The organism is Pseudomonas sp. PvP089, assembly GCF_017875165.1.
In the GTDB taxonomy this organism is placed as follows: domain Bacteria; phylum Pseudomonadota; class Gammaproteobacteria; order Pseudomonadales; family Pseudomonadaceae; genus Aquipseudomonas; species Aquipseudomonas fortuita.
The window spans coordinates 334,292-352,904 of the sequence record NZ_JAGGME010000001.1 but is presented as its reverse complement, the minus strand read 5'-3'; the positions used below and the strand labels follow the sequence as shown (position 1 = coordinate 352,904).

At 62.5% G+C, this 18,613-nt stretch carries 12 protein-coding genes; 4 read left to right on the top strand and 8 right to left on the bottom strand.

Annotation, left to right across the window (positions count from 1 at the left end; all coding sequences use genetic code 11):
• The 3 genes from mscK to trxC all read left to right on the top strand — a co-directional run bounded on the left by mscK (window position 1) and on the right by trxC (window position 5,386).
• On the top strand, window positions 1-3,309 hold the full coding sequence (mscK, locus tag J3A71_RS01655) for a mechanosensitive channel MscK (RefSeq protein ID WP_096426872.1): 3,309 nt from the start codon (window positions 1-3) through the stop codon (window positions 3,307-3,309).
• Between the two features lie 45 nt (window positions 3,310-3,354).
• Window positions 3,355-4,815, top strand: a complete 1,461-nt coding sequence (gene selO, locus J3A71_RS01650) for a protein adenylyltransferase SelO (protein ID WP_095116151.1) — start codon at window positions 3,355-3,357, stop codon at window positions 4,813-4,815.
• Between the two features lie 136 nt (window positions 4,816-4,951).
• Entirely contained in the window at window positions 4,952-5,386 is a 435-nt protein-coding gene (gene trxC, locus J3A71_RS01645; RefSeq protein WP_016489611.1) for a thioredoxin TrxC, read from the top strand.
• Window positions 5,387-5,739: 353 nt separating this feature from the next.
• Here trxC and J3A71_RS01640 read toward each other — a convergent pair whose 3' ends face one another.
• Together J3A71_RS01640 and J3A71_RS01635 are read right to left on the bottom strand one after the other, a co-directional pair.
• Window positions 5,740-6,513: a ParA family protein gene (locus J3A71_RS01640; RefSeq protein WP_016489613.1), complete on the bottom strand. Its 774-nt coding sequence runs from the start codon at window positions 6,511-6,513 to the stop codon at window positions 5,740-5,742.
• Window positions 6,514-6,589: 76 nt separating this feature from the next.
• Window positions 6,590-7,489 carry a LysR family transcriptional regulator gene (locus tag J3A71_RS01635; protein ID WP_016489614.1) on the bottom strand — a complete coding sequence of 300 codons (900 nt, stop codon included), beginning with the start codon at window positions 7,487-7,489 and terminating at the stop codon, window positions 6,590-6,592.
• A 165-nt stretch (window positions 7,490-7,654) separates the two neighbouring features.
• Between J3A71_RS01635 and J3A71_RS01630 the strand changes: the two genes are divergently transcribed.
• On the top strand, window positions 7,655-8,842 hold the full coding sequence (locus J3A71_RS01630) for an MFS transporter (RefSeq protein ID WP_224372599.1): 1,188 nt from the start codon (window positions 7,655-7,657) through the stop codon (window positions 8,840-8,842).
• Between the two features lie 81 nt (window positions 8,843-8,923).
• On the opposite strand, the gene J3A71_RS01625 is transcribed toward J3A71_RS01630, so the two are convergent.
• The 6 genes from J3A71_RS01625 to J3A71_RS01600 form a co-directional block, all read right to left on the bottom strand.
• Window positions 8,924-9,271: a NirD/YgiW/YdeI family stress tolerance protein gene (locus tag J3A71_RS01625; RefSeq protein ID WP_016489616.1), complete on the bottom strand. Its 348-nt coding sequence runs from the start codon at window positions 9,269-9,271 to the stop codon at window positions 8,924-8,926.
• 115 nt (window positions 9,272-9,386) lie between these two features.
• Entirely contained in the window at window positions 9,387-10,451 is a 1,065-nt protein-coding gene (gene hemE, locus J3A71_RS01620) for a uroporphyrinogen decarboxylase (RefSeq protein ID WP_051099567.1), read from the bottom strand.
• 194 nt (window positions 10,452-10,645) lie between these two features.
• A complete protein-coding gene (locus J3A71_RS01615; protein WP_016489618.1) occupies window positions 10,646-12,064 on the bottom strand; it encodes an FAD-dependent oxidoreductase in 1,419 nt (472 codons plus the stop codon).
• Between the two features lie 123 nt (window positions 12,065-12,187).
• Window positions 12,188-16,633, bottom strand: coding sequence for a glutamate synthase large subunit (gene gltB / locus J3A71_RS01610; protein ID WP_016489619.1), 4,446 nt, complete (start codon window positions 16,631-16,633; stop codon window positions 12,188-12,190).
• Window positions 16,634-16,652: 19 nt separating this feature from the next.
• Window positions 16,653-16,877 carry a hypothetical protein gene (locus J3A71_RS01605; protein WP_132844974.1) on the bottom strand — a complete coding sequence of 75 codons (225 nt, stop codon included), beginning with the start codon at window positions 16,875-16,877 and terminating at the stop codon, window positions 16,653-16,655.
• 129 nt (window positions 16,878-17,006) lie between these two features.
• Window positions 17,007-18,611 (bottom strand): AAA family ATPase, encoded by a 1,605-nt coding sequence (locus J3A71_RS01600; RefSeq protein WP_060516914.1) that lies wholly within the window; start codon window positions 18,609-18,611, stop codon window positions 17,007-17,009.
• Window positions 18,612-18,613 lie beyond the last annotated feature (2 nt).

Sequence of the window (18,613 nt, the reverse complement as noted above, 5' to 3'; positions counted from 1 at the left end):
ATGTCCCTGCGCGCGTACCTTCGCACAGCCCTGCTCGGGCTGTGCCTGTCCCTTTCCTTTGCCGCCACCGCGGCAGAAGCCCCGACCACCGCCAGCATCCAGAATAGCCTCGACAAGATCGCCGAGCGCAAACTGCCCGAGGCTGACCAGAAGGCCCTGCAGCAAGTGCTCGAGCAAACGCTGAGCCTGCTTGCCAGCAAGGAAGACAACGAAAAGAAGCTCGCCGCGCTCAAGCAGCAGTTGACCAGTGCGCCCAAGGAAACCAGTGACAGCCAGAAGGAGCTCGCCAGGCTCAAGCAAAGCAAGGCGCAGCCCGTCGCTCAACGGTACGCCGCACTCACCGTGCCGCAGCTCGAGCAAATGCTCAGCGAACGCAACACCCAGCAGGGCGAGCTGCAGAAGGCGCTGTCCGAAGCCAACAGCCTGATCATCAATTCGCAAACCCGCCCGGAACGCGCCCAGGCCGAAATCAGCAACAGCCAGGCCCGCGCCCAGCAGATCAACACCATCCTTAAAACCGGCAAGGACGGCGGCAAATCGATCAACGCCGACCAGCGCAACCAGCTCAACGCCGAACTTGCCTCGCTCAACGCGCTGACCCTGTTGCGCCGCCAGGAACTGGCCGGCAACACCCTGCTGCAAGATCTCGGCAATGCTCGTCATGATTTGCTGATCGAGCGCGCCGCGCGCCTGGAGCAGGAAATCCAGGACCTGCAGACCCTGATCAACGAAAAGCGCCTGGCCCAGTCCCAGGAAGCGGTTACCCAACAGTCGATCGAGGCCCAGAAGGCCGGTGGCAGCAGCCTGCTGGCGACCGAAAGCGCGATCAACCTCAAGCTCTCCGACTACCTGCTGAAAAGCACCGACCGCCTCAACGAGCTGACCCAGCAGAACCTGCGCACCAAGCAGCAGCTGGACAGCCTGACCCAGGCCGACCAGGCGCTGGACGAGCAGATCAACGTGCTCAAGGGCAGCTTGCTGCTGTCAAAGATCCTCTACAAGCAGAAGCAGACCCTGCCGCACCTGAAAGTCGACCGCGACCTGGCCGACCAGATCGCCGACACCCGGCTGTACCAGTTCGAGGTCAACCAGCAACGCGAGCAGATGAGCAACCCGGTCACCTACGTCGACAAGCTGCTGGCCGCCCAACCGCAGGAAGACGTGACTCCCCAGCTGCGCAAGGCGTTGCTGGAAGTGGCGATCACCCGCAGTGACCTGCTGGAGCGGCTGAACCGCGAACTGTCGGCGCTGCTCAACGAATCGATCACCCTGCAGCTCAACCAGAAGCAGCTGCTGGGCACCGCGCAGAACCTGCGCACCACCCTGGACGAGCAGATGTTCTGGATCCCCAGCAACAAGCCGCTGGACTGGGACTGGCTGAGCTATGTACCCGAGCGCCTGGCCGACCAGGTCGCCAACCTGCCGTGGGGCTCGGGCCTGAAAGAGCTGGCCGACGGCCTGAGCCAGCGTCCGCTGCTGTTCTTGCCACTGTTGCTGGTCATCGGCGCGCTGTTGTGGCGGCGCAAGTACCTGTACCAACGGCTAGGCAAGGTGCACCAGGACATCGGCCACTTCCGCCGTGACAGCCAATGGCACACGCCCCAGGCGATCCTTATCAACATCCTCCTGGCGATGCCGGTCAGCCTTGGCCTGGCGCTGTGCAGCTACGCCTTGCAGATCGACGCCCGCGGGCAAAACGCCAACCTGGGCGCCGCACTCTGGCAGCTGGCCCAGGCCTGGCTGGTGTTCTACACCGCCTACCGCATCCTCGCCCCCGGTGGCGTGGCAGAAATCCACTTCCGCTGGCACAAACCGCAGGTCGAGTTCCTGCGTGGCTGGGTGCGGCGCCTGGGCACCGTGGTGCTGGCACTGGTCGGTGTGGTGGCGGTGGCCGAACACCAGCCTTCGGCGTTGGCCGACGACGTGCTGGGTATCGGCGTGGTGCTGACCTGCTACGCACTGATGGCCTGGCTGCTCAGCCGCCTGCTGCTCAGCAGCCCCGCGCACCGCAATACCTCTCTGTTCCGCAAGGCCGTGGGCGTCGCGTTCACCGCCCTGCCCATCGCCCTGTTCGTCGCTGTGTGCTTCGGCTACTACTACACCGCGCTTAAACTCACCGACCGGCTGATCTACACCCTGTACCTGCTAATGTTCTGGCTGGTGATCGAAGCGGCATTCGTGCGCGGCCTGTCAGTGGCGGCACGGCGCCTGGCTTACCAACGCGCGCTCAGCAAACGGGCTGCGGCCAAGGAAGGGCTGGATGGCGAAGTCATTACCGAAGAGCCGACGCTGGACATCGAGCAGGTCAACCAGCAATCGCTGCGCCTGATCCGCCTGGCCCTGCTCGGCGGCTTCATCGCCGGCCTGTACTGGGTGTGGGCAGACCTGATCTCAGTGTTCGCCTACCTCAACAACTTCGTCCTGTACGAATACACCAGCGGCACCGGCACGGCCGCCAGTATGGTGCCGATCAGCCTCGGCGACCTGCTGGGTGCGCTGGTGATCGTCGGCATCACCTTCGCCCTGGCGGGCAACTTGCCAGGCCTGCTCGAGGTGCTGGTGCTTTCACGCCTGAACCTGGCCCAAGGCAGTGCCTATGCCACCACGACCCTGCTGTCGTACACCATTGTCGGCATCGGTATCGTCAGCACCCTATCGACCCTGGGGGTGAGCTGGGACAAGCTGCAATGGCTGGTGGCCGCGTTGTCGGTGGGCTTGGGCTTCGGCATGCAGGAAATTTTCGCCAACTTCATTTCCGGCATCATGATTCTGTTCGAGCGCCCGGTACGGATCGGCGACACCATCACCATCGGCAACCTGTCGGGCACGGTGAGCAAGATACGCATCCGCGCCACCACCATCACCGATTTCGACCGCAAGGACATCATCGTCCCCAACAAGACCTTCATCACCGGCCAGCTGATCAACTGGTCGCTGACCGACACGGTCACCCGGGTGACGCTGAAGCTGGGCATCGACTACGGCTCCGACCTGGACCTGGTACGCGACCTGCTGCTCAAGGGCGCACACGAAAACCCGCGCGTGCTCAAGGACCCGGAGCCGATCGTGTACTTCCTCAACTTCGGTGAAAGCTCGCTGGACCACGAGTTGCGCATGCACGTGCGCGACCTGGGCGACCGCAACCCGACGCTGGACGAGATCAACCGCTACATCAACCGCGAGTTCAAGGCCCACAATATCAAGATCTCGGTACGCCAGGTGGAGGTGTTCCTGATGGACCAGAAGGACGGCAAGCAGCAGTTGATTCCGCTGGAGCAACCTAAACCGGATGGCACTGCACCGGCCTGAGTGGGCTCGAATGCTTTATTCTGTGCTGAATCTCAGGAGCAGCCCGTGAAAGCCCTCGACCAACTCACCTTCGACAACCGCTTCGCCCGCCTGGGCGATGCGTTCTCCACCCAGGTGCTGCCCGAGCCCATTGCAGACCCGCGCCTGGTGGTAGCCAGCGAGTCGGCCATGGCCTTGCTCGAGCTCGACCCCGCGCAAGCCGACCTGCCAGTGTTCGCCGAGCTGTTCAGCGGCCATAAGTTGTGGGAAGAAGCCGACCCACGGGCGATGGTCTATTCCGGGCACCAGTTCGGCTCGTACAACCCCCGCCTGGGCGATGGCCGCGGCCTGCTGCTGGCCGAAGTCCTCAACGACAAAGGCGAGCACTGGGACCTGCACCTCAAGGGCGCCGGCCAGACCCCGTATTCACGCATGGGCGACGGCCGCGCCGTGCTGCGCTCGTCGATCCGCGAATTCCTTGCTTCCGAAGCCCTGCACGCCCTCGGCATCCCCAGCAGCCGGGCGCTGTGCGTGATCGGCTCCAGCACCGTGGTGTGGCGCGAAACCCGTGAAAGCGCCGCCATGCTCACCCGCCTGGCGCAGAGCCATGTACGTTTCGGCCATTTCGAGTATTTCTACTACACCAAGCAGCCCGAACAGCAGCGTGTGCTGATCGACCATGTGCTGGAGCAGCACTACCCCGAATGCCGTGACGCCGAACAACCGTACCTGGCCATGTTCCGTACCATCGTCGAGCGCAACGCCGAACTGATCGCCCGCTGGCAGGCCTATGGCTTCTGCCACGGGGTGATGAACACCGACAACATGTCGATCCTGGGCATCACCTTCGACTTCGGCCCGTACGCCTTCCTCGACGACTTCGACGCCAACTTCATCTGCAACCACTCCGACGACCGTGGCCGCTACAGCTACGCCAACCAGGTGCCCATCGCCCACTGGAACCTCAGCGCGCTGGCTCAGGCCCTGACCACTGTCATCGAGGTTGAGCCACTGAAGGAAGCACTGGGGCTGTTCCTGCCGCTGTACCAGGCGCATTACCTGGACCTGATGCGCCGGCGCCTGGGCCTGACCACTGCCGAAGACGACGATATGGCACTGGTCGAGCGCCTGCTGCAGTGCATGCAGCGTGGTGGCGTGGACTACAGCCTGTTCTTCCGCAAGCTGGGTGAACAGCCTGCGGCACAGGCGCTGAAGGTGGTGCGCGACGACTTTATCGACCTGGCCGGCTTCGATGCCTGGGGTGCAGACTACCTGGCCCGCTGTGAACGCGAACCCGGCAATACCGAAGGCCGCCGTGAACGGATGCATGCGGTGAACCCGCTGTATGTGCTGCGCAACTACCTGGCGCAAAAGGCCATCGAAGCGGCTGAGGCGGGGGATTACAGTGAAGTACGGCAATTGCACCAGGTACTGACCCGCCCCTTCGAGGAACAGCCCGGGATGCAGGCCTACGCCCAGCGACCGCCGGAATGGGGCAAGCACCTGGAAATCAGCTGCTCTTCCTGATTGATGATTGCTCTACCGGCCCTGTCGCCGGCAAGCCAGCTCCCACAGGTAACGTGCCAGACCTGAGGCAAGCGGTCCCCCTGTGGGAGCTGGCTTGCCGGCGATAGGGCCCGAACAAACAACACAAGGAATTGATATGTCCGACCCACTGGTAATCCCCTGCCCCCACTGCAACGGCCTCAACCGCCTGCCCGCCGAGCGCCTGGGCGACGCGCCGAAATGCGGCCGCTGCAAACAGGAGGTGCTGTTGAGCACCCCCTTCGAGCTCACCGAAGCCAGCTACGCCAGCCAGATCAAAGGCGACCTGCCGCTGCTGGTCGACATCTGGGCCGACTGGTGCGGCCCCTGCAAATCCTTCGCTCCCACCTTCGAACAAGCCGCCCGCCAACTGGCCGGCCGCTGCCGCCTGGCCAAGCTCGACAGCGAAGCCAACCGCAACCTGGCCGGGCAACTGGGCATCCGCTCGATCCCCAGCCTGCTGCTGTTCAAGAACGGCCGCGAAGTCAGCCGCCAGGCCGGAGCATTTCCACTCCAGTCGTTGCTGGAGTGGGTGCGTAGCCAAGGGGTTTAGGTGTGTTTTCTGGTGCATGCCGTTAGCAGGATGGCGCCTGTGAGATCGAGCGCCGCCCGCGCGGCGCTTCGCGGGACAAGCCCGCTCCCACATTTGTTTCTGGCCAATTACTCCTGTGCCATAGGCGCGCGCACCCTTGGTATATGGCGAAAGATGGGTGAAGGGTAGCTGCGTAACCTTTGATATCGAATGGAACAAACAAGCCGGACAGCGGTGAACTCACAGGAGGGACTGGCCCAAAACAGATGTGGGAGCGGGCTTGTCCCGCGAAGCGCCGCGCGGGCGGCGCTCGATGTCACAGGCGCCGAAAATGCTGCGCCAGGCACCTGGCAGCCTTGATACCTACCAGACGTCTAACCTCTCTCCTCCAGCAGATCATGCAACTCGACAAACTGCTGGGTCAGCTTGTGCTTGGGCTCCAGGTGAATCAGCGGCAGGCTGGCGTGGTGCGATTCGCGCATCTTCACCGAGCTGCCCAGGTACACCGGTAGCACCGGCAGGCCTTCTTCCAGCAGCTCGTCGAGCATCTGCTGCGGCAGGCTGGCACGGGACTGGAACTGGTTGACCACGATGCCTTCGACCATCAAGTCTTCGTTGTGGTCTTCCTTGAGGTCTTCGATCTCCGCCAGCAGGCCATACAGGGCCTGGCGCGAAAAGCTGTCACAGTCGAAGGGAATCAGCACGCGATCTGCGGCGATCAACGCAGAAACGGCATAGAAGTTCAGCGCTGGCGGGGTATCGATGTAGATACGCTCGTAGTCCTCGTCCAGCTCGTCGAGCAACTTTCGCAGCTTGTTGATCTTGTGCTTGGCCTCAAGCTTGGGCTGCAGGTCGGCCAACTCGGCAGTGGCAGTGACCACGTGCAGGTTGTCGAACGGGGTTTCGTAGATATCGACTTTGTTCTTCTTGCTGAACGGCCCGCTGGACAGGCTTTGCTTGAAGAAGTCGGCAATACCCATCGGGATATCCTCGCCGGTCAGGCCGGTGAGGTACTGGGTCGAGTTCGCCTGGGCATCCAGGTCGATCAAAAGGGTCCGGTAGCCTTCATTGGCACTGACCGCCGCCAGGTTGCAGGCGATGCTCGACTTGCCCACCCCACCTTTCTGATTGAACACCACGCGACGCATGATTGACCTCCGTGTTTCAACGAATGCCCGAGTATGTGGCGGCACTGCGGCAATGGCCAGCGCCATTTGGCCAACATTAGCCCTGGCCGACCACCTGCCCGGTCAACAGCTCGGCAAACGCCTTGGCCATTACCGAATTGCCCCGCTCGCGCTGCACTAGCCACACCGCCGACATCGCCCCTTCATCCAGCAGCGTGCGGTACACCACCCCTTCGATGCGCATACGCTGGAACGACGCTGGCAACACCGATACCCCCAACCCCGCCGAGACCAGGCCGATGATGGTCATTGCCTCCCCAGCCTCCTGGGCAAAGTGCGGGCTGAAGCCCGCCTGCCGCGCCAGGCTGAGCAACTGTGCATGCAGGCCGCTGCCATAACTGCGCGGGAAGAACACAAACGGCTCATGGGCCAGCGCCGCCATGTGCACCCCTTGTTCCGTGCCTTCAGCCAGCGGATGCGATGCGTTGATCACCGCCACCAGCGGCTCGCGGAACAATTCGGTGGCCAGCAAGCCTTCCGGCAAAGGCATCGGCCGCATCAGCCCTACTTCGATGGACTCGTCGAACACTGCTTCGGCGATATCACGGCTGCTCATTTCTTTTAAGTTCAGGTGCACAGCCGGGAAGCGCTGGCGAAAGGCATGGATGGCCTTGGGGATCTTCGAGGTGAATGGCGCAGACGAGGTAAAGCCAATCTTCATTTCGCCCAATTCACCCAACTGCGCCCGCCGCGCCACATCTGCGGCCTTCTCCACTTGCGCCAGCACCTGCCGCGCTTCCTCAAGGAACAGTCGCCCCGCCTCGCTCAGCTCGACCCGACGGTTGGTACGCTCGAACAGCCGCGCTCCCAGTTCCTGCTCCAGGGCCTGGATCTGCTGGCTCAGGGGCGGCTGGGAAATGCCCAGTTGCTGGGCGGCGCGGCCAAAGTGCAGCTCTTCAGCCACAGCAATGAAGTAGCGCAGGTGACGCAGTTCCATGACCAGCTCCTAATGAGTCGAAAAACGTCTTAAATAGGTCGAACAATATATTGGATCTAATCATTAGCCAGCTATATGCTTTTTTCATTGCGCCAGAGGTACCCGCCCGTGAAAACTGCTGTAGCTCCCCTTCCTGCCGAACCAGAGCCTGCCTCCCTGAACGAAATGTGGATTGAAAAAGGCACCCCCGCCTTCATGAAGACCGTGCTGGCACTGTTCAGCGGCGGCTTCGCCACCTTTGCCCTGCTGTACTGCGTGCAGCCGATGATGCCGCTATTGTCGAAAGAATTTGCCATCAACGCGGCGCAGAGCAGCCTGGTGCTGTCGGTTTCCACCGCCATGCTGGCGTTCGGCCTGCTGATCACCGGCCCCATCTCTGACCGCATCGGGCGCAAGCCGGTGATGGTCTTTGCCCTGGTTTGCGCCGCCCTCTCCACCCTGGCCAGCGCGGTAATGCCAAGCTGGGAACTGGTACTGGCCACCCGCGCCCTGGTTGGCCTGTCCCTGAGCGGTTTGGCCGCTGTGGCCATGACCTACCTGAGCGAAGAGATCCACCCACAGCACATCGGCCTGGCCATGGGCCTGTACATCGGCGGCAACGCGATTGGCGGCATGAGCGGGCGGCTGATTACCGGCGTGCTGATCGACTTCGTCAGCTGGCACACGGCCATGCTGACCATCGGTGGCCTGGCTCTGGTCGCCGCACTGGTGTTCTGGAAGGTGCTGCCCGAATCGCGCAACTTCCGCCCGCAGATGATGAGCCCGCGCAGCCTGCTGGACGGTTTTGTCATGCACTTCAAAGACGCCGGGCTGCCTTGGCTGTTCCTGGAAGCCTTCCTGCTGATGGGGGCTTTCGTCACCCTGTTCAACTACATCGGCTACCGCTTGCTGGCCGAGCCCTACCACATGAACCAGGCGCTGGTCGGTTTGCTGTCGGTAGTGTACCTGTCCGGGATCTACAGCTCGGCGCAAGTCGGTGCCCTGGCAGACAAGCTAGGCCGGCGCAAAGTGTTCTGGGCCAGTATCGTGGTGATGGCCGGTGGCTTGCTGATGACCCTGGCCAGCCCGCTGGCGATGGTGATCGTGGGCATGCTGGTGTTCACTTTCGGCTTTTTTGGCGCACACTCGGTGGCCAGCAGCTGGATTGGCCGCCGGGCGCTCAAAGCCAAGGGGCAGGCATCGTCGCTGTACCTGTTCAGCTATTACGCAGGGTCCAGCGTGGCCGGTACGGCGGGCGGGGTGTTCTGGCACCAGTGGGGCTGGAACGGCATCGGGCTGTTCATTGGCAGCTTGCTGGCGGTTGCGTTGCTGGTGGCGTTGCACCTCAGCAAGTTACCGCCCAAATCGGTGTGAAACATTCGCGGGCACGCCCGCTCCCACAGGGTTCAGTGCAATCCCTGTGGGAGCGGGCGTGCCCGCGAAGAGGCCATCAGGTCAGTTGATGATCTCGACGATATCCACATCCACTTCCCTGCTCATCAGGTGCTTCTCCACCTCACCGGTCAGCTTCACCTTGGTCTTGTCGTTGAACGGCGTCGGCGGCAGGTCCTCATCGTCGATTTCAACAGTGATGGTGCCGGTGTTGTCCTTGAACTCGTACTTGTCGTCGTTGTTGATCTTCTTGGTCACATACCCCTGCAGCACCACGGGCGTGTCATCGGCAGCGTCGTTGGCAGCTGCCACGGTGGTGACCGACTGGGCGCCGGGGCCGGTATAGCTGGCGGCCAGTGCAGCAGTGCTGAACAGCGGGGCAAAGATAAGGGCGAGATAACGTGCTTTCATGAGGATCGGGTCCTGTTTAGGTTTCGATGGGACCAGATTAGCGACGTTCGCTGAATCCAAACTTAATGCAACAAAAAGCCCGGCACAGGGCCGGGCTTTGCTTTCAGCGCTCAGGTCACTGATGGTACTGCGCCGAAAGCTCGTGCACGGCATTGATGAACACGCCCGCATGCTCCGGGTCGACTTCCGGGGTAATGCCATGGCCAAGGTTGAACACGTGGCCGGTGCCGTGACCATAGCTGGCCAGAATGCGCGCCACTTCCTGGCGGATGGCCTCAGGCTTGGCGTACAGCACGGTCGGGTCCATGTTGCCTTGCAGCGCCACCTTGTCACCCACACGGCGGCGGGCATCGCCGATCTCGCAGGTCCAGTCCAGGCCCAGTGCGTCGGCGCCGGCTTCGGCAATGCTTTCCAGCCACAAGCCACCGTTCTTGGTGAACAGGATCACCGGCACCTTGCGCCCTTCGTGCTCGCGGATCAGCCCGCTGACGATCTTGCGCATGTAGGCCAGGGAGAACTCCTGGTAGGCCGCCGCCGACAGGTTACCGCCCCACGTGTCGAAGATCTGCACAGCCTGGGCACCGGCCAGGATCTGGCCGTTCAGGTAGCTGGTGACCGACTGGGCCAGTTTGTCCAGCAGCAGGTGCAGGGCTTGCGGGTTGTCGTAGGCCATGGCCTTGGTCTTGCGGAAGTCCTTCGACGAGCCGCCTTCGACCATGTAGGTGGCCAAGGTCCACGGGCTGCCGGAGAAGCCGATCAAGGGCACACGGCCATTGAGCTCACGGCGAATGGTGCTGACCGCGTCCATCACATAGCCCAGGTCTTTCTGCGGATCGGGGATCGGCAGCGCTTCGATGTCGGCCGGGGTGCTGATGACCTTCTTGAAACGCGGGCCTTCGCCGGTTTCGAAGTACAGGCCCAGGCCCATGGCGTCAGGGATGGTGAGGATGTCCGAGAACAGGATCGCCGCGTCCAGCGGGTAGCGGTCCAGCGGCTGCAGGGTAACTTCGCAGGCAAACTGCGGGTTCATGCACAGGCTCATGAAGTCGCCGGCCTTGGCGCGGCTGGCGCGGTACTCCGGCAGGTAGCGGCCGGCCTGGCGCATCATCCACACCGGGGTGACGTCTACGGGTTGCTTGAGCAGCGCACGCAGGAAACGATCGTTCTTCAGGGCAGTCATGTCGGCATCCGGAAAAATAGTGCGGGCATTTTCTCAGACGCCAGCGCAAAAGGCACGGCCATGGCCATGCGTTTTGTCTATTGGATGCTATAGATCAAGCGTTTTTGTATACAAAAGCTTCGCGGGCATGCCCGCTCCCACAGGTTCTGCGCTTAACCCTGTGAGAGCGGGCATGCCCGCGAATAGAGTGAAAATCAGACTTCGAGGTAGTCCAGGATACCTTCCGCAGCCGTACGCCCTTCGAAGATCGCCGTCACCACCAGGTCCGAACCACGCACCATGTCGCCACCGGCGAACACTTTCGGGTTGCTGGTCTGGTGCTTGAACTTGCCTTTCTCCGGGGCTACTACACGGCCCTGGCTGTCCAGCTGGATACCATGCTGCTCGAACCACGGCGCCGGGCTTGGGCGGAAGCCGAAGGCGATCACCACGGCATCGGCTGGCAGGATCTCCTCGGAGCCCGGGATCGGCTCAGGGCTGCGGCGGCCACGGGCATCCGGCTCGCCGAGACGGGTCTCGACCACCTTCACGCCTTCGACCTTGTCCTCGCCGACAATGGCGATAGGCTGGCGGTTGTAAAGGAACTTCACGCCTTCTTCCTTGGCGTTCTTCACCTCTTTGCGCGAACCCGGCATGTTGGCTTCGTCACGGCGATAGGCGCAGGTCACCGCTTTGGCGCCCTGGCGGATCGAGGTGCGGTTGCAGTCCATCGCGGTGTCACCACCGCCCAGTACCACCACCTTCTTGCCTTGCATGTCGACGAAGTCTTCCGGGGACTTCTCGAAGCCCAGGTTGCGGTTGACGTTGGCGATCAGGAAATCCAGTGCGTCATGCACGCCCGGCAGGTCTTCGCCCGGGAAGCCGCCCTTCATGTAGGTGTAGGTACCCATGCCCATGAACACTGCGTCGTACTCGGCGAGCAGCTGTTCCATGGTCACGTCCTTGCCCACCTCGGTATTCAGGCGAAACTCGATGCCCATGCCGGTGAACACTTCGCGGCGGTTGCTGAGCACGGTCTTTTCCAGCTTGAACTCTGGAATGCCGAAGGTCAGCAAGCCACCGATTTCCGGGTTCTTGTCGAACACAACCGGGGTTACGCCAGCGCGCACCAGCACGTCGGCGCACCCCAGGCCAGCAGGGCCGGCACCGATGATGGCGACGCGCTTGCCGGTTGGTTTGACCTTTGACATGTCCGGGCGCCAGCCCATGGCAAAGGCGGTGTCGGTGATGTACTTCTCCACCGAACCGATGGTCACCGCGCCGAAGCCGTCGTTCAGGGTGCAGGCACCTTCACACAAACGGTCTTGCGGGCACACACGGCCGCACACTTCCGGCAGGGTGTTGGTCTGGTGCGACAGCTCAGCCGCCGCCAGGATGTTGCCTTCGGACACCAGCTTCAACCAGTTAGGGATGAAGTTGTGCACCGGGCACTTCCATTCGCAATACGGGTTACCGCAGCCCAGGCAGCGGTGCGCCTGGTCTACTGACTGCTGCGGCTTGAACGGTTCGTAGATTTCCACGAACTCCTTCTTGCGCTGGCGCAGCAGCTTTTTCTTAGGGTCCTTGCGGCCCACTTCGATGAACTGGAAGTCGTTGTTCAGACGTTCAGCCATTTTTCAAAACCTCTTTACAGCAGCTGCAAGCTACACGCTGCAAGCCGCAAGACGATCACTTAAGCCGGGCAAACCTCGTACTGCCTTCAGGTGCAGCTTGAGGCTTGCCACTTGCAGCTGTTTTTACTGCGGGTTGGCACGTGTGCTGGACAACAGTTGCTTCAGGTTGGCTGCCTTCGGCTTCACCAGCCAGAAGCGCCGCACGTAGTCGTCCAGGTTCTCCGAGAGCTCACGCCCCCACTCGCTGCCGGTCTCTTCCACATACTCGCCAAGTACCCGCGCCAGGTGGCTGCGGTAGGCTTCCATCGCTTCACCACTGATACGCTGGATTTCCACCAGCTCGTGGTTCAGCTTGTCGACGAAGCTATTGTCCATGTCGAGCACGTAGGCGAAGCCGCCAGTCATGCCAGAACCGAAGTTGTAACCGGTCTTGCCCAGGACGCAGACAAAGCCGCCGGTCATGTACTCACAGCAGTGATCGCCAGTGCCCTCGACAACAGCGTGGGCGCCGGAGTTACGCACAGCGAAGCGCTCGCCCGCAGTGCCCGCGGCAAACAGCTTGCCGCCAGTGGCACCGTACAGGCAGGTGTTGCCGACGATGGCGCTGTGCTGGGTTTCGAACGGGCTGCCGGCTGGCGGCACGATGGTGACCTTGCCACCGGTCATGCCCTTGCCGACGTAGTCGTTTGCATCACCCTGCAGGTGCAGGTTCAAGCCACCGGCGTTCCACACGCCAAAGCTCTGGCCCGCAGTACCCTTGAAGCGGAAGGTGATCGGGTTGGCAGCCATGCCCTGGTTGCCGTACAGCTTGGCGATTTCGCCAGAGATGCGGGCACCGATGGAGCGGTCGCAGTTGCAGATGTCGAGGTTGAACTCGCCACCGGCCTGGTCGCGGATCGCCGGCAGGGCCATGTCCACCATCTTCTCGGCCAGCTCGCCTTTGTCGAACGGCGGGTTCTTGTCGACTTCGCAGAATTGCGGCTTGTCTGCCGGAATGTGCGAGCTGCCCAGCAGCGGCGACAGGTCCAGGTACTGCTGGCGCTCGGTATCGCCTGGCAGCATTTCGAGCAGGTCGGTACGGCCGATCAGCTCGCCCAGGCTGCGCACGCCCAGCTTGGCCAGCCACTCACGGGTTTCTTCAGCGACGAAGGTGAAGAAGTTGATCACCATGTCGACGGTGCCGATGTAGTGGTCCTTGCGCAGCTTGTCGTTCTGCGTGGCTACGCCGGTGGCGCAGTTGTTCAGGTGGCAGATGCGCAGGTACTTGCAACCCAGGGCGATCATTGGCGCGGTACCGAAGCCGAAGCTTTCGGCGCCAAGGATGGCCGCCTTGATCACGTCCAGGCCGGTTTTCAGGCCGCCGTCGGTCTGAACCCGCACCTTGCCGCGCAGGTCGTTGCCACGCAGGGTCTGGTGGGTTTCGGCCAGGCCCAGTTCCCACGGGGCGCCGGCGTACTTGATCGAGGTCAGCGGCGAAGCACCGGTACCACCGTCATAACCGGAGATGGTGATCAGGTCGGCATAGGCCTTGGCCACGCCAGCGGCGATGGTGCCCACGCCGGCTTCTGCCACCAGCTTCACGGACACCAGGGCCTGCGGGTTGACCTGCTTGAGGTCGTAGATCAGCTGGGCCAGGTCTTCGATCGAGTAGATGTCATGGTGCGGCGGCGGCGAGATGAGGGTCACGCCCGGTACCGCATAACGCAGCTTGGCGATCAGGCCGTTGACCTTGCCGCCCGGCAGCTGGCCGCCCTCACCAGGCTTGGCGCCCTGGGCAACCTTGATCTGCAGCACCTCGGCATTGACCAGGTATTCAGGGGTCACACCAAAGCGGCCGGTGGCCACCTGCTTGATCTTCGAACTCTTGATGGTGCCGTAGCGCGACGGGTCTTCACCGCCTTCACCAGAGTTGGAACGCGCGCCCAAGCGGTTCATGGCCTCGGCCAGCGCCTCGTGGGCTTCCGGCGACAGTGCGCCCAGCGAGATACCGGCCGAGTCGAACCGCTTGAGAATGGCCTCCAGCGGTTCGATCTGCTCCAGCGCCAGTGGCTGGTCGGCCACCTTCACTTTCAGCAGGTCGCGGATCATCGATACCGGACGCTGGTCGACCAGCGTGGTGTATTCCTTGAACTTGGCATAGTCGCCCTGCTGCACGGCGGCTTGCAGGGTGTTGACCACGTCCGGGTTGTAGGCGTGGTATTCGCCACCGTGAACGAACTTCAGCAGGCCACCTTGCTGGATCGGCTTGCGCGCGCTCCAGGCTTCGGCCGCCAGCAGCTTCTGGTCGCTTTCAAGGTCTACGAAGCGCGCCCCCTTGATGCGGCTGGACACGCCCTTGAAGCTCAGGCCGACCACTTCTTCGGCCAGGCCGATGGCTTCGAACAGCTGCGCACCGCGGTATGAGGCGATGGTGGAGATACCCATCTTCGACAGGATCTTCAGCAGGCCCTTGGAGATGCCCTTGCGGTAGTACTTGAACACTTCGTCCAGGTCGCCCAGCACTTCGCCGGTACGAATCAGGTCAGCCAGTACTTCATACGCCAGGTACGGGTAGACGGCCGAGGCACCGAAGCCCAGCAGCACGGCAAAATGGTGCGGGTCGCGGGCGGTAGCGGTTTCCACCAGGATGTTGCTGTCGCAACGCAAGCCCTGTTCGGTCAGGCGGTGGTGTACCGCGCCAACGGCCAGCGAAGCGTGCACCGGCAGCTTGCCCGGGGCGATGTAGCGGTCGCTCAGCACCAGCTGGGTCTTGCCAGCGCGCACGGCTTCTTCAGCCTGGTCGGCGATGTTGCGAATGGCCGCTTCCAGACCGACGCCCTGTTCATAGTTGAGGTCGATCAGCTGACGGTCGAAACCTTCGCGCTCCAGGTTCATCAGCGAACGCCACTTGGCGGGCGAAATGACCGGGGAGCTGAGGATGACCCGCGAAGCGTGCTCCGGGGACTCCTGGAAGATGTTGCGCTCGGCGCCCAGGCAGATCTCCAGCGACATCACGATGGCTTCGCGCAGCGGGTCGATCGGCGGGTTGGTCACCTGGGCGAACTGCTGGCGGAAGAAGTCGTAAGGCGAACGCACACGCTGCGACAGCACGGCCATCGGCGTGTCGTCACCCATCGAACCAACGGCTTCCTGGCCCTGCTCACCCAATGGGCGCAGTACCTGGTCACGCTCTTCGAAGGTGACCTGGAACATCTTCATGTATTGCTTGAGCTGGTCAGCGTCGTAGCTGGCCGCGCCCTGGTCGTCGGTCAGCGTCGCCTGGATACGGGTGGCGTGCTGACGCAGCCAGCGCTTGTACGGGTGGCGCGACTTCAGGCGGTTGTCGATGGCGTCCGTGTCGAGGATCTGGCCGGTTTCGGTGTCCACCGCCAGGATCTGGCCCGGGCCGACACGGCCCTTGGCCAACACTTCCTCAGGCTGGTAACCCCACACGCCAATTTCCGAGGCGATGGTGATGTAGCCGTTGGTGGTGGTCACCCAGCGCGCCGGGCGCAGGCCGTTGCGGTCCAGCAAGCACACCGCGTGGCGGCCTTCGGTCATGACGATACCGGCCGGGCCATCCCACGGCTCCATGTGCATGGAGTTGTATTCGTAGAAGGCACGCAGGTCGGCGTCCATGGTCTCGACGTTCTGCCAGGCTGGCGGTACCAGCATGCGCACGCCGCGGAACAGGTCGATGCCACCGGTCACCATCAGTTCCAGCATGTTGTCCATGCTCGACGAGTCGGAACCGACACGGTTGACCAGCGGACCGAGTTCTTCGAGGTCGGGGATCTGGTCATTGGCGAACTTGGTGCGACGGGCCATGGCCCAGTTGCGGTTGCCGGTGATGGTGTTGATCTCGCCGTTGTGGGCGAGGAAGCGGAACGGCTGCGCCAGCGGCCATTTCGGCAGGGTGTTGGTGGAGAAGCGCTGGTGGAACACGCAGATCGCGGTTTGCAGGCGCTCATCACCCAGGTCTGGATAAAACGCCGCGAGATCGCGCGGCATCATCAGGCCTTTGTAGATGATGGTCTTGTGCGAGAAGCTGCAGATGTAGTGGTCGCTGTCGTGGGCGTTAGCCACCGACGAACGGCGACGGGCACTGAACAGCTTGATGGCGAATTCCTGGTCACTCAGGCCTTCGCCACCGATGAACACCTGTTCGATCTGCGGCAGGCGCTCCAGGGCCAGGCGGCCGAGTACGCTGGTGTCGATCGGTACCTTGCGCCAGCCGACCAGTTTCAGGCCAGCGGCGAGGATCTCGCGGTCCATGTTGGCGCGGGCCGCTTCGGCTTTGACCGGGTCCTGGTTGAAGAACACCATGCCGACGGCGTACTGCTTGGGCAGCTCGACGGCGAAGTGTTCCTGGGCCACGGCTCGCAGGAATTGATCGGGCTTCTGCATGAGCAGACCGCAACCGTCACCGGTCTTGCCGTCGGCGTTGATACCGCCACGGTGGGTCATGCAGGTCAGCGCCTGCATGGCGGTTTGCAGAAGGTGGTGGCTCGGTTCGCCCGTCATATGGGCGATCAGGCCAAAACCACAGTTGTCCTTGAATTCTTCGGGATGGTACAGACCTGTTTTCATAGACACATTCTCACCAGGTTCACCTCTCAACGGAGGTAAATCTCTTTTTTAACAACCACTTACCATCCACGCCGATCAAACGCCAGCTTTTTTGCGGTGGCCATGGAAAACCATTGTTGCACAGCGACAGCGACGCCCACAAATTTTCATGTCTCACCATTGAAAATTTATGTCGCAATTTTGAATGTTTTTGCGCCATGCGCCGTGATAGCGGCTTGGCGTGAGTCTGAAGCGTTTCAGCCATGACTGCAACTAGGGGCTTGTGGCCGGCAGTCTGGGACAGAAAAGCCTGCCGCGTTGAAACGCAGCAGGCTATTCGAAAGTCAGTAATCGCTCAGCAACTGGGCGGCGGGGTGATGCCGCCCGGAAGGTATCAGCGGGCCGTGGCCAGCTCTTGTTGGACGCTGCCGACGGTACGTGGCCAAGGTTTACCAGCCTGGACCTTCTCTGGCAAGTTCTTGATTGCCGCAACCGCTGCATCACGGTTGGCGAAGCTGCCGTAGGTGACTACGTACAGCGGCTTGCCCTGCAGGTTTTTCTTGAAGTAGCGATAGTCGCCACCCTGGCTCTTGACGAACGCCTGGGCCGAGGCCTCGGAGCTGGTGCCCAGGATCTGCACCACGTAATTGCCCGGCTTCTGCCCGGCGTACCAGCCGCTGTTGCCGCTGCCAGTGGCGGCAGGTTTCTCGGCAGGCTTGGCGGCCGGCTTGGCCACGGCGACCTGGGTAGGCGCAGGCGTAGGCTTGGCAGGTGCAACCGGCTTCGCAGGCTGGGTTGCGACAGGCTTGGGCGCAGGTGCAACCGGCTGGACCGGCGCAGTAGCCACAGGCTGTGCAGGCACAGGTGCCGGGCCAGCCGGCACGCCTTGCGGCGGCGCAATGGTGGTCACGGTTGGCGGCGGGTTGCCAGGCTGCAGGGCAGTGTCACCCGCCGGGCTGCCTTCTTCACCCTCCCCCATGCCCGCGGCCTGGGCCAGCGGCTCGCGCATTACAGGCTGGGACTGGCCAACCAGCGGCAGCGGCATCGGCTGGGAAGACCCGGAAAACTCGATATTGGCACCCTGCTTGCCGTCGCCAAGCGGCAACTGGGCCTGGGCGGCCGGCGCCTCAGCGGGTGGCTTGTCGCCTTTCTTGGGCATCAACACAGCGGCCGCGACAGCGACCACGACCACAGCGGACAGCGCGAGCACATGTTTTTTAGGCATCTTGAACCCCATGGATGGTCGCTTGACCGTCGAACGGCTGGCGATCATGGCTTCGATCAAAGTGTCACGGGCGACCTGGTTGATGTTGCCAGGCCAGCCGTCGGAGTGTTCATGGATATCGACGATCTGTTCACGGCTGAACACCTCGATGCCCCGGCCAGCCCCTTCCAGGCGCTGCTCCAGGTACTCGCGGGTTTCTTCTTCACTGTAGGGGGCAAGCTCGATGATGTGGAAGCGTTCTTCCTCGACATTGAGCTCGTCCAGCCCGGCAATCAGTGAAGGCTCACCGAACAGGAACACGTGCGGGCGCCCTTCCGGTACCCCCGCCGCCAACTCCAGCAACGCTTGGAGTGCCGACTCGTCGAGTTGTTCCGCATCGTCCACCAGCAAATACACTTCCTGCCCGGTCAGTGCCAGTTGCACCACCTTGGACAGGATCGCCTGCACTTCGGGCTGGGCCACACCCAGGTCTTGAGCGACCTGGGCAAGCATGCTGGAAGCATCGCTGGCACTGCGGGCAGACACCACCACACTCTGCACAGCCTGCTTGTTGGTGCTGGCCACCAGGGCCTGGCGCAGCAGCGACTTGCCGCTGCCCAGCGGGCCGCTGACCACCAGCATCAGCTGGCTGTAGCGCGCCAGGTGGTGCAGCTGGCCAAGCACGGGCTTGCGCTGCGCCGGGAAGAACTTGAAGCCGGGCACACGGGGCGCGAACGGATCGTGGCTCAACTGGTAATGGTCGAGAAAGGCCTCATCGGCATGCAAACTGGTCATTG

Excerpts from the sequence above, each read along its gene's own strand:
- mscK (WP_096426872.1), top strand. The coding sequence starts at position 1 with ATGTCCCTGCGCGCGTACCTTCGCACAGCCCTGCTCGGGCTGTGCCTG.
- trxC (WP_016489611.1), top strand. The coding sequence starts at position 4,952 with ATGTCCGACCCACTGGTAATCCCCTGCCCCCACTGCAACGGCCTCAAC.
- J3A71_RS01640 (WP_016489613.1), bottom strand. The coding sequence starts at position 6,513 with ATGCGTCGCGTGGTGTTCAATCAGAAAGGTGGGGTGGGCAAGTCGAGC.
- J3A71_RS01635 (WP_016489614.1), bottom strand. The coding sequence starts at position 7,489 with ATGGAACTGCGTCACCTGCGCTACTTCATTGCTGTGGCTGAAGAGCTG.
- J3A71_RS01630 (WP_224372599.1), top strand. The coding sequence starts at position 7,655 with ATGTGGATTGAAAAAGGCACCCCCGCCTTCATGAAGACCGTGCTGGCA.
- J3A71_RS01625 (WP_016489616.1), bottom strand. The coding sequence starts at position 9,271 with ATGAAAGCACGTTATCTCGCCCTTATCTTTGCCCCGCTGTTCAGCACT.
- hemE (WP_051099567.1), bottom strand. The coding sequence starts at position 10,451 with ATGACTGCCCTGAAGAACGATCGTTTCCTGCGTGCGCTGCTCAAGCAA.
- J3A71_RS01615 (WP_016489618.1), bottom strand. The coding sequence starts at position 12,064 with ATGGCTGAACGTCTGAACAACGACTTCCAGTTCATCGAAGTGGGCCGC.
- gltB (WP_016489619.1), bottom strand. The coding sequence starts at position 16,633 with ATGAAAACAGGTCTGTACCATCCCGAAGAATTCAAGGACAACTGTGGT.
- J3A71_RS01605 (WP_132844974.1), bottom strand. The coding sequence starts at position 16,877 with ATGGCTGAAACGCTTCAGACTCACGCCAAGCCGCTATCACGGCGCATG.
- J3A71_RS01600 (WP_060516914.1), bottom strand. The coding sequence starts at position 18,611 with ATGACCAGTTTGCATGCCGATGAGGCCTTTCTCGACCATTACCAGTTG.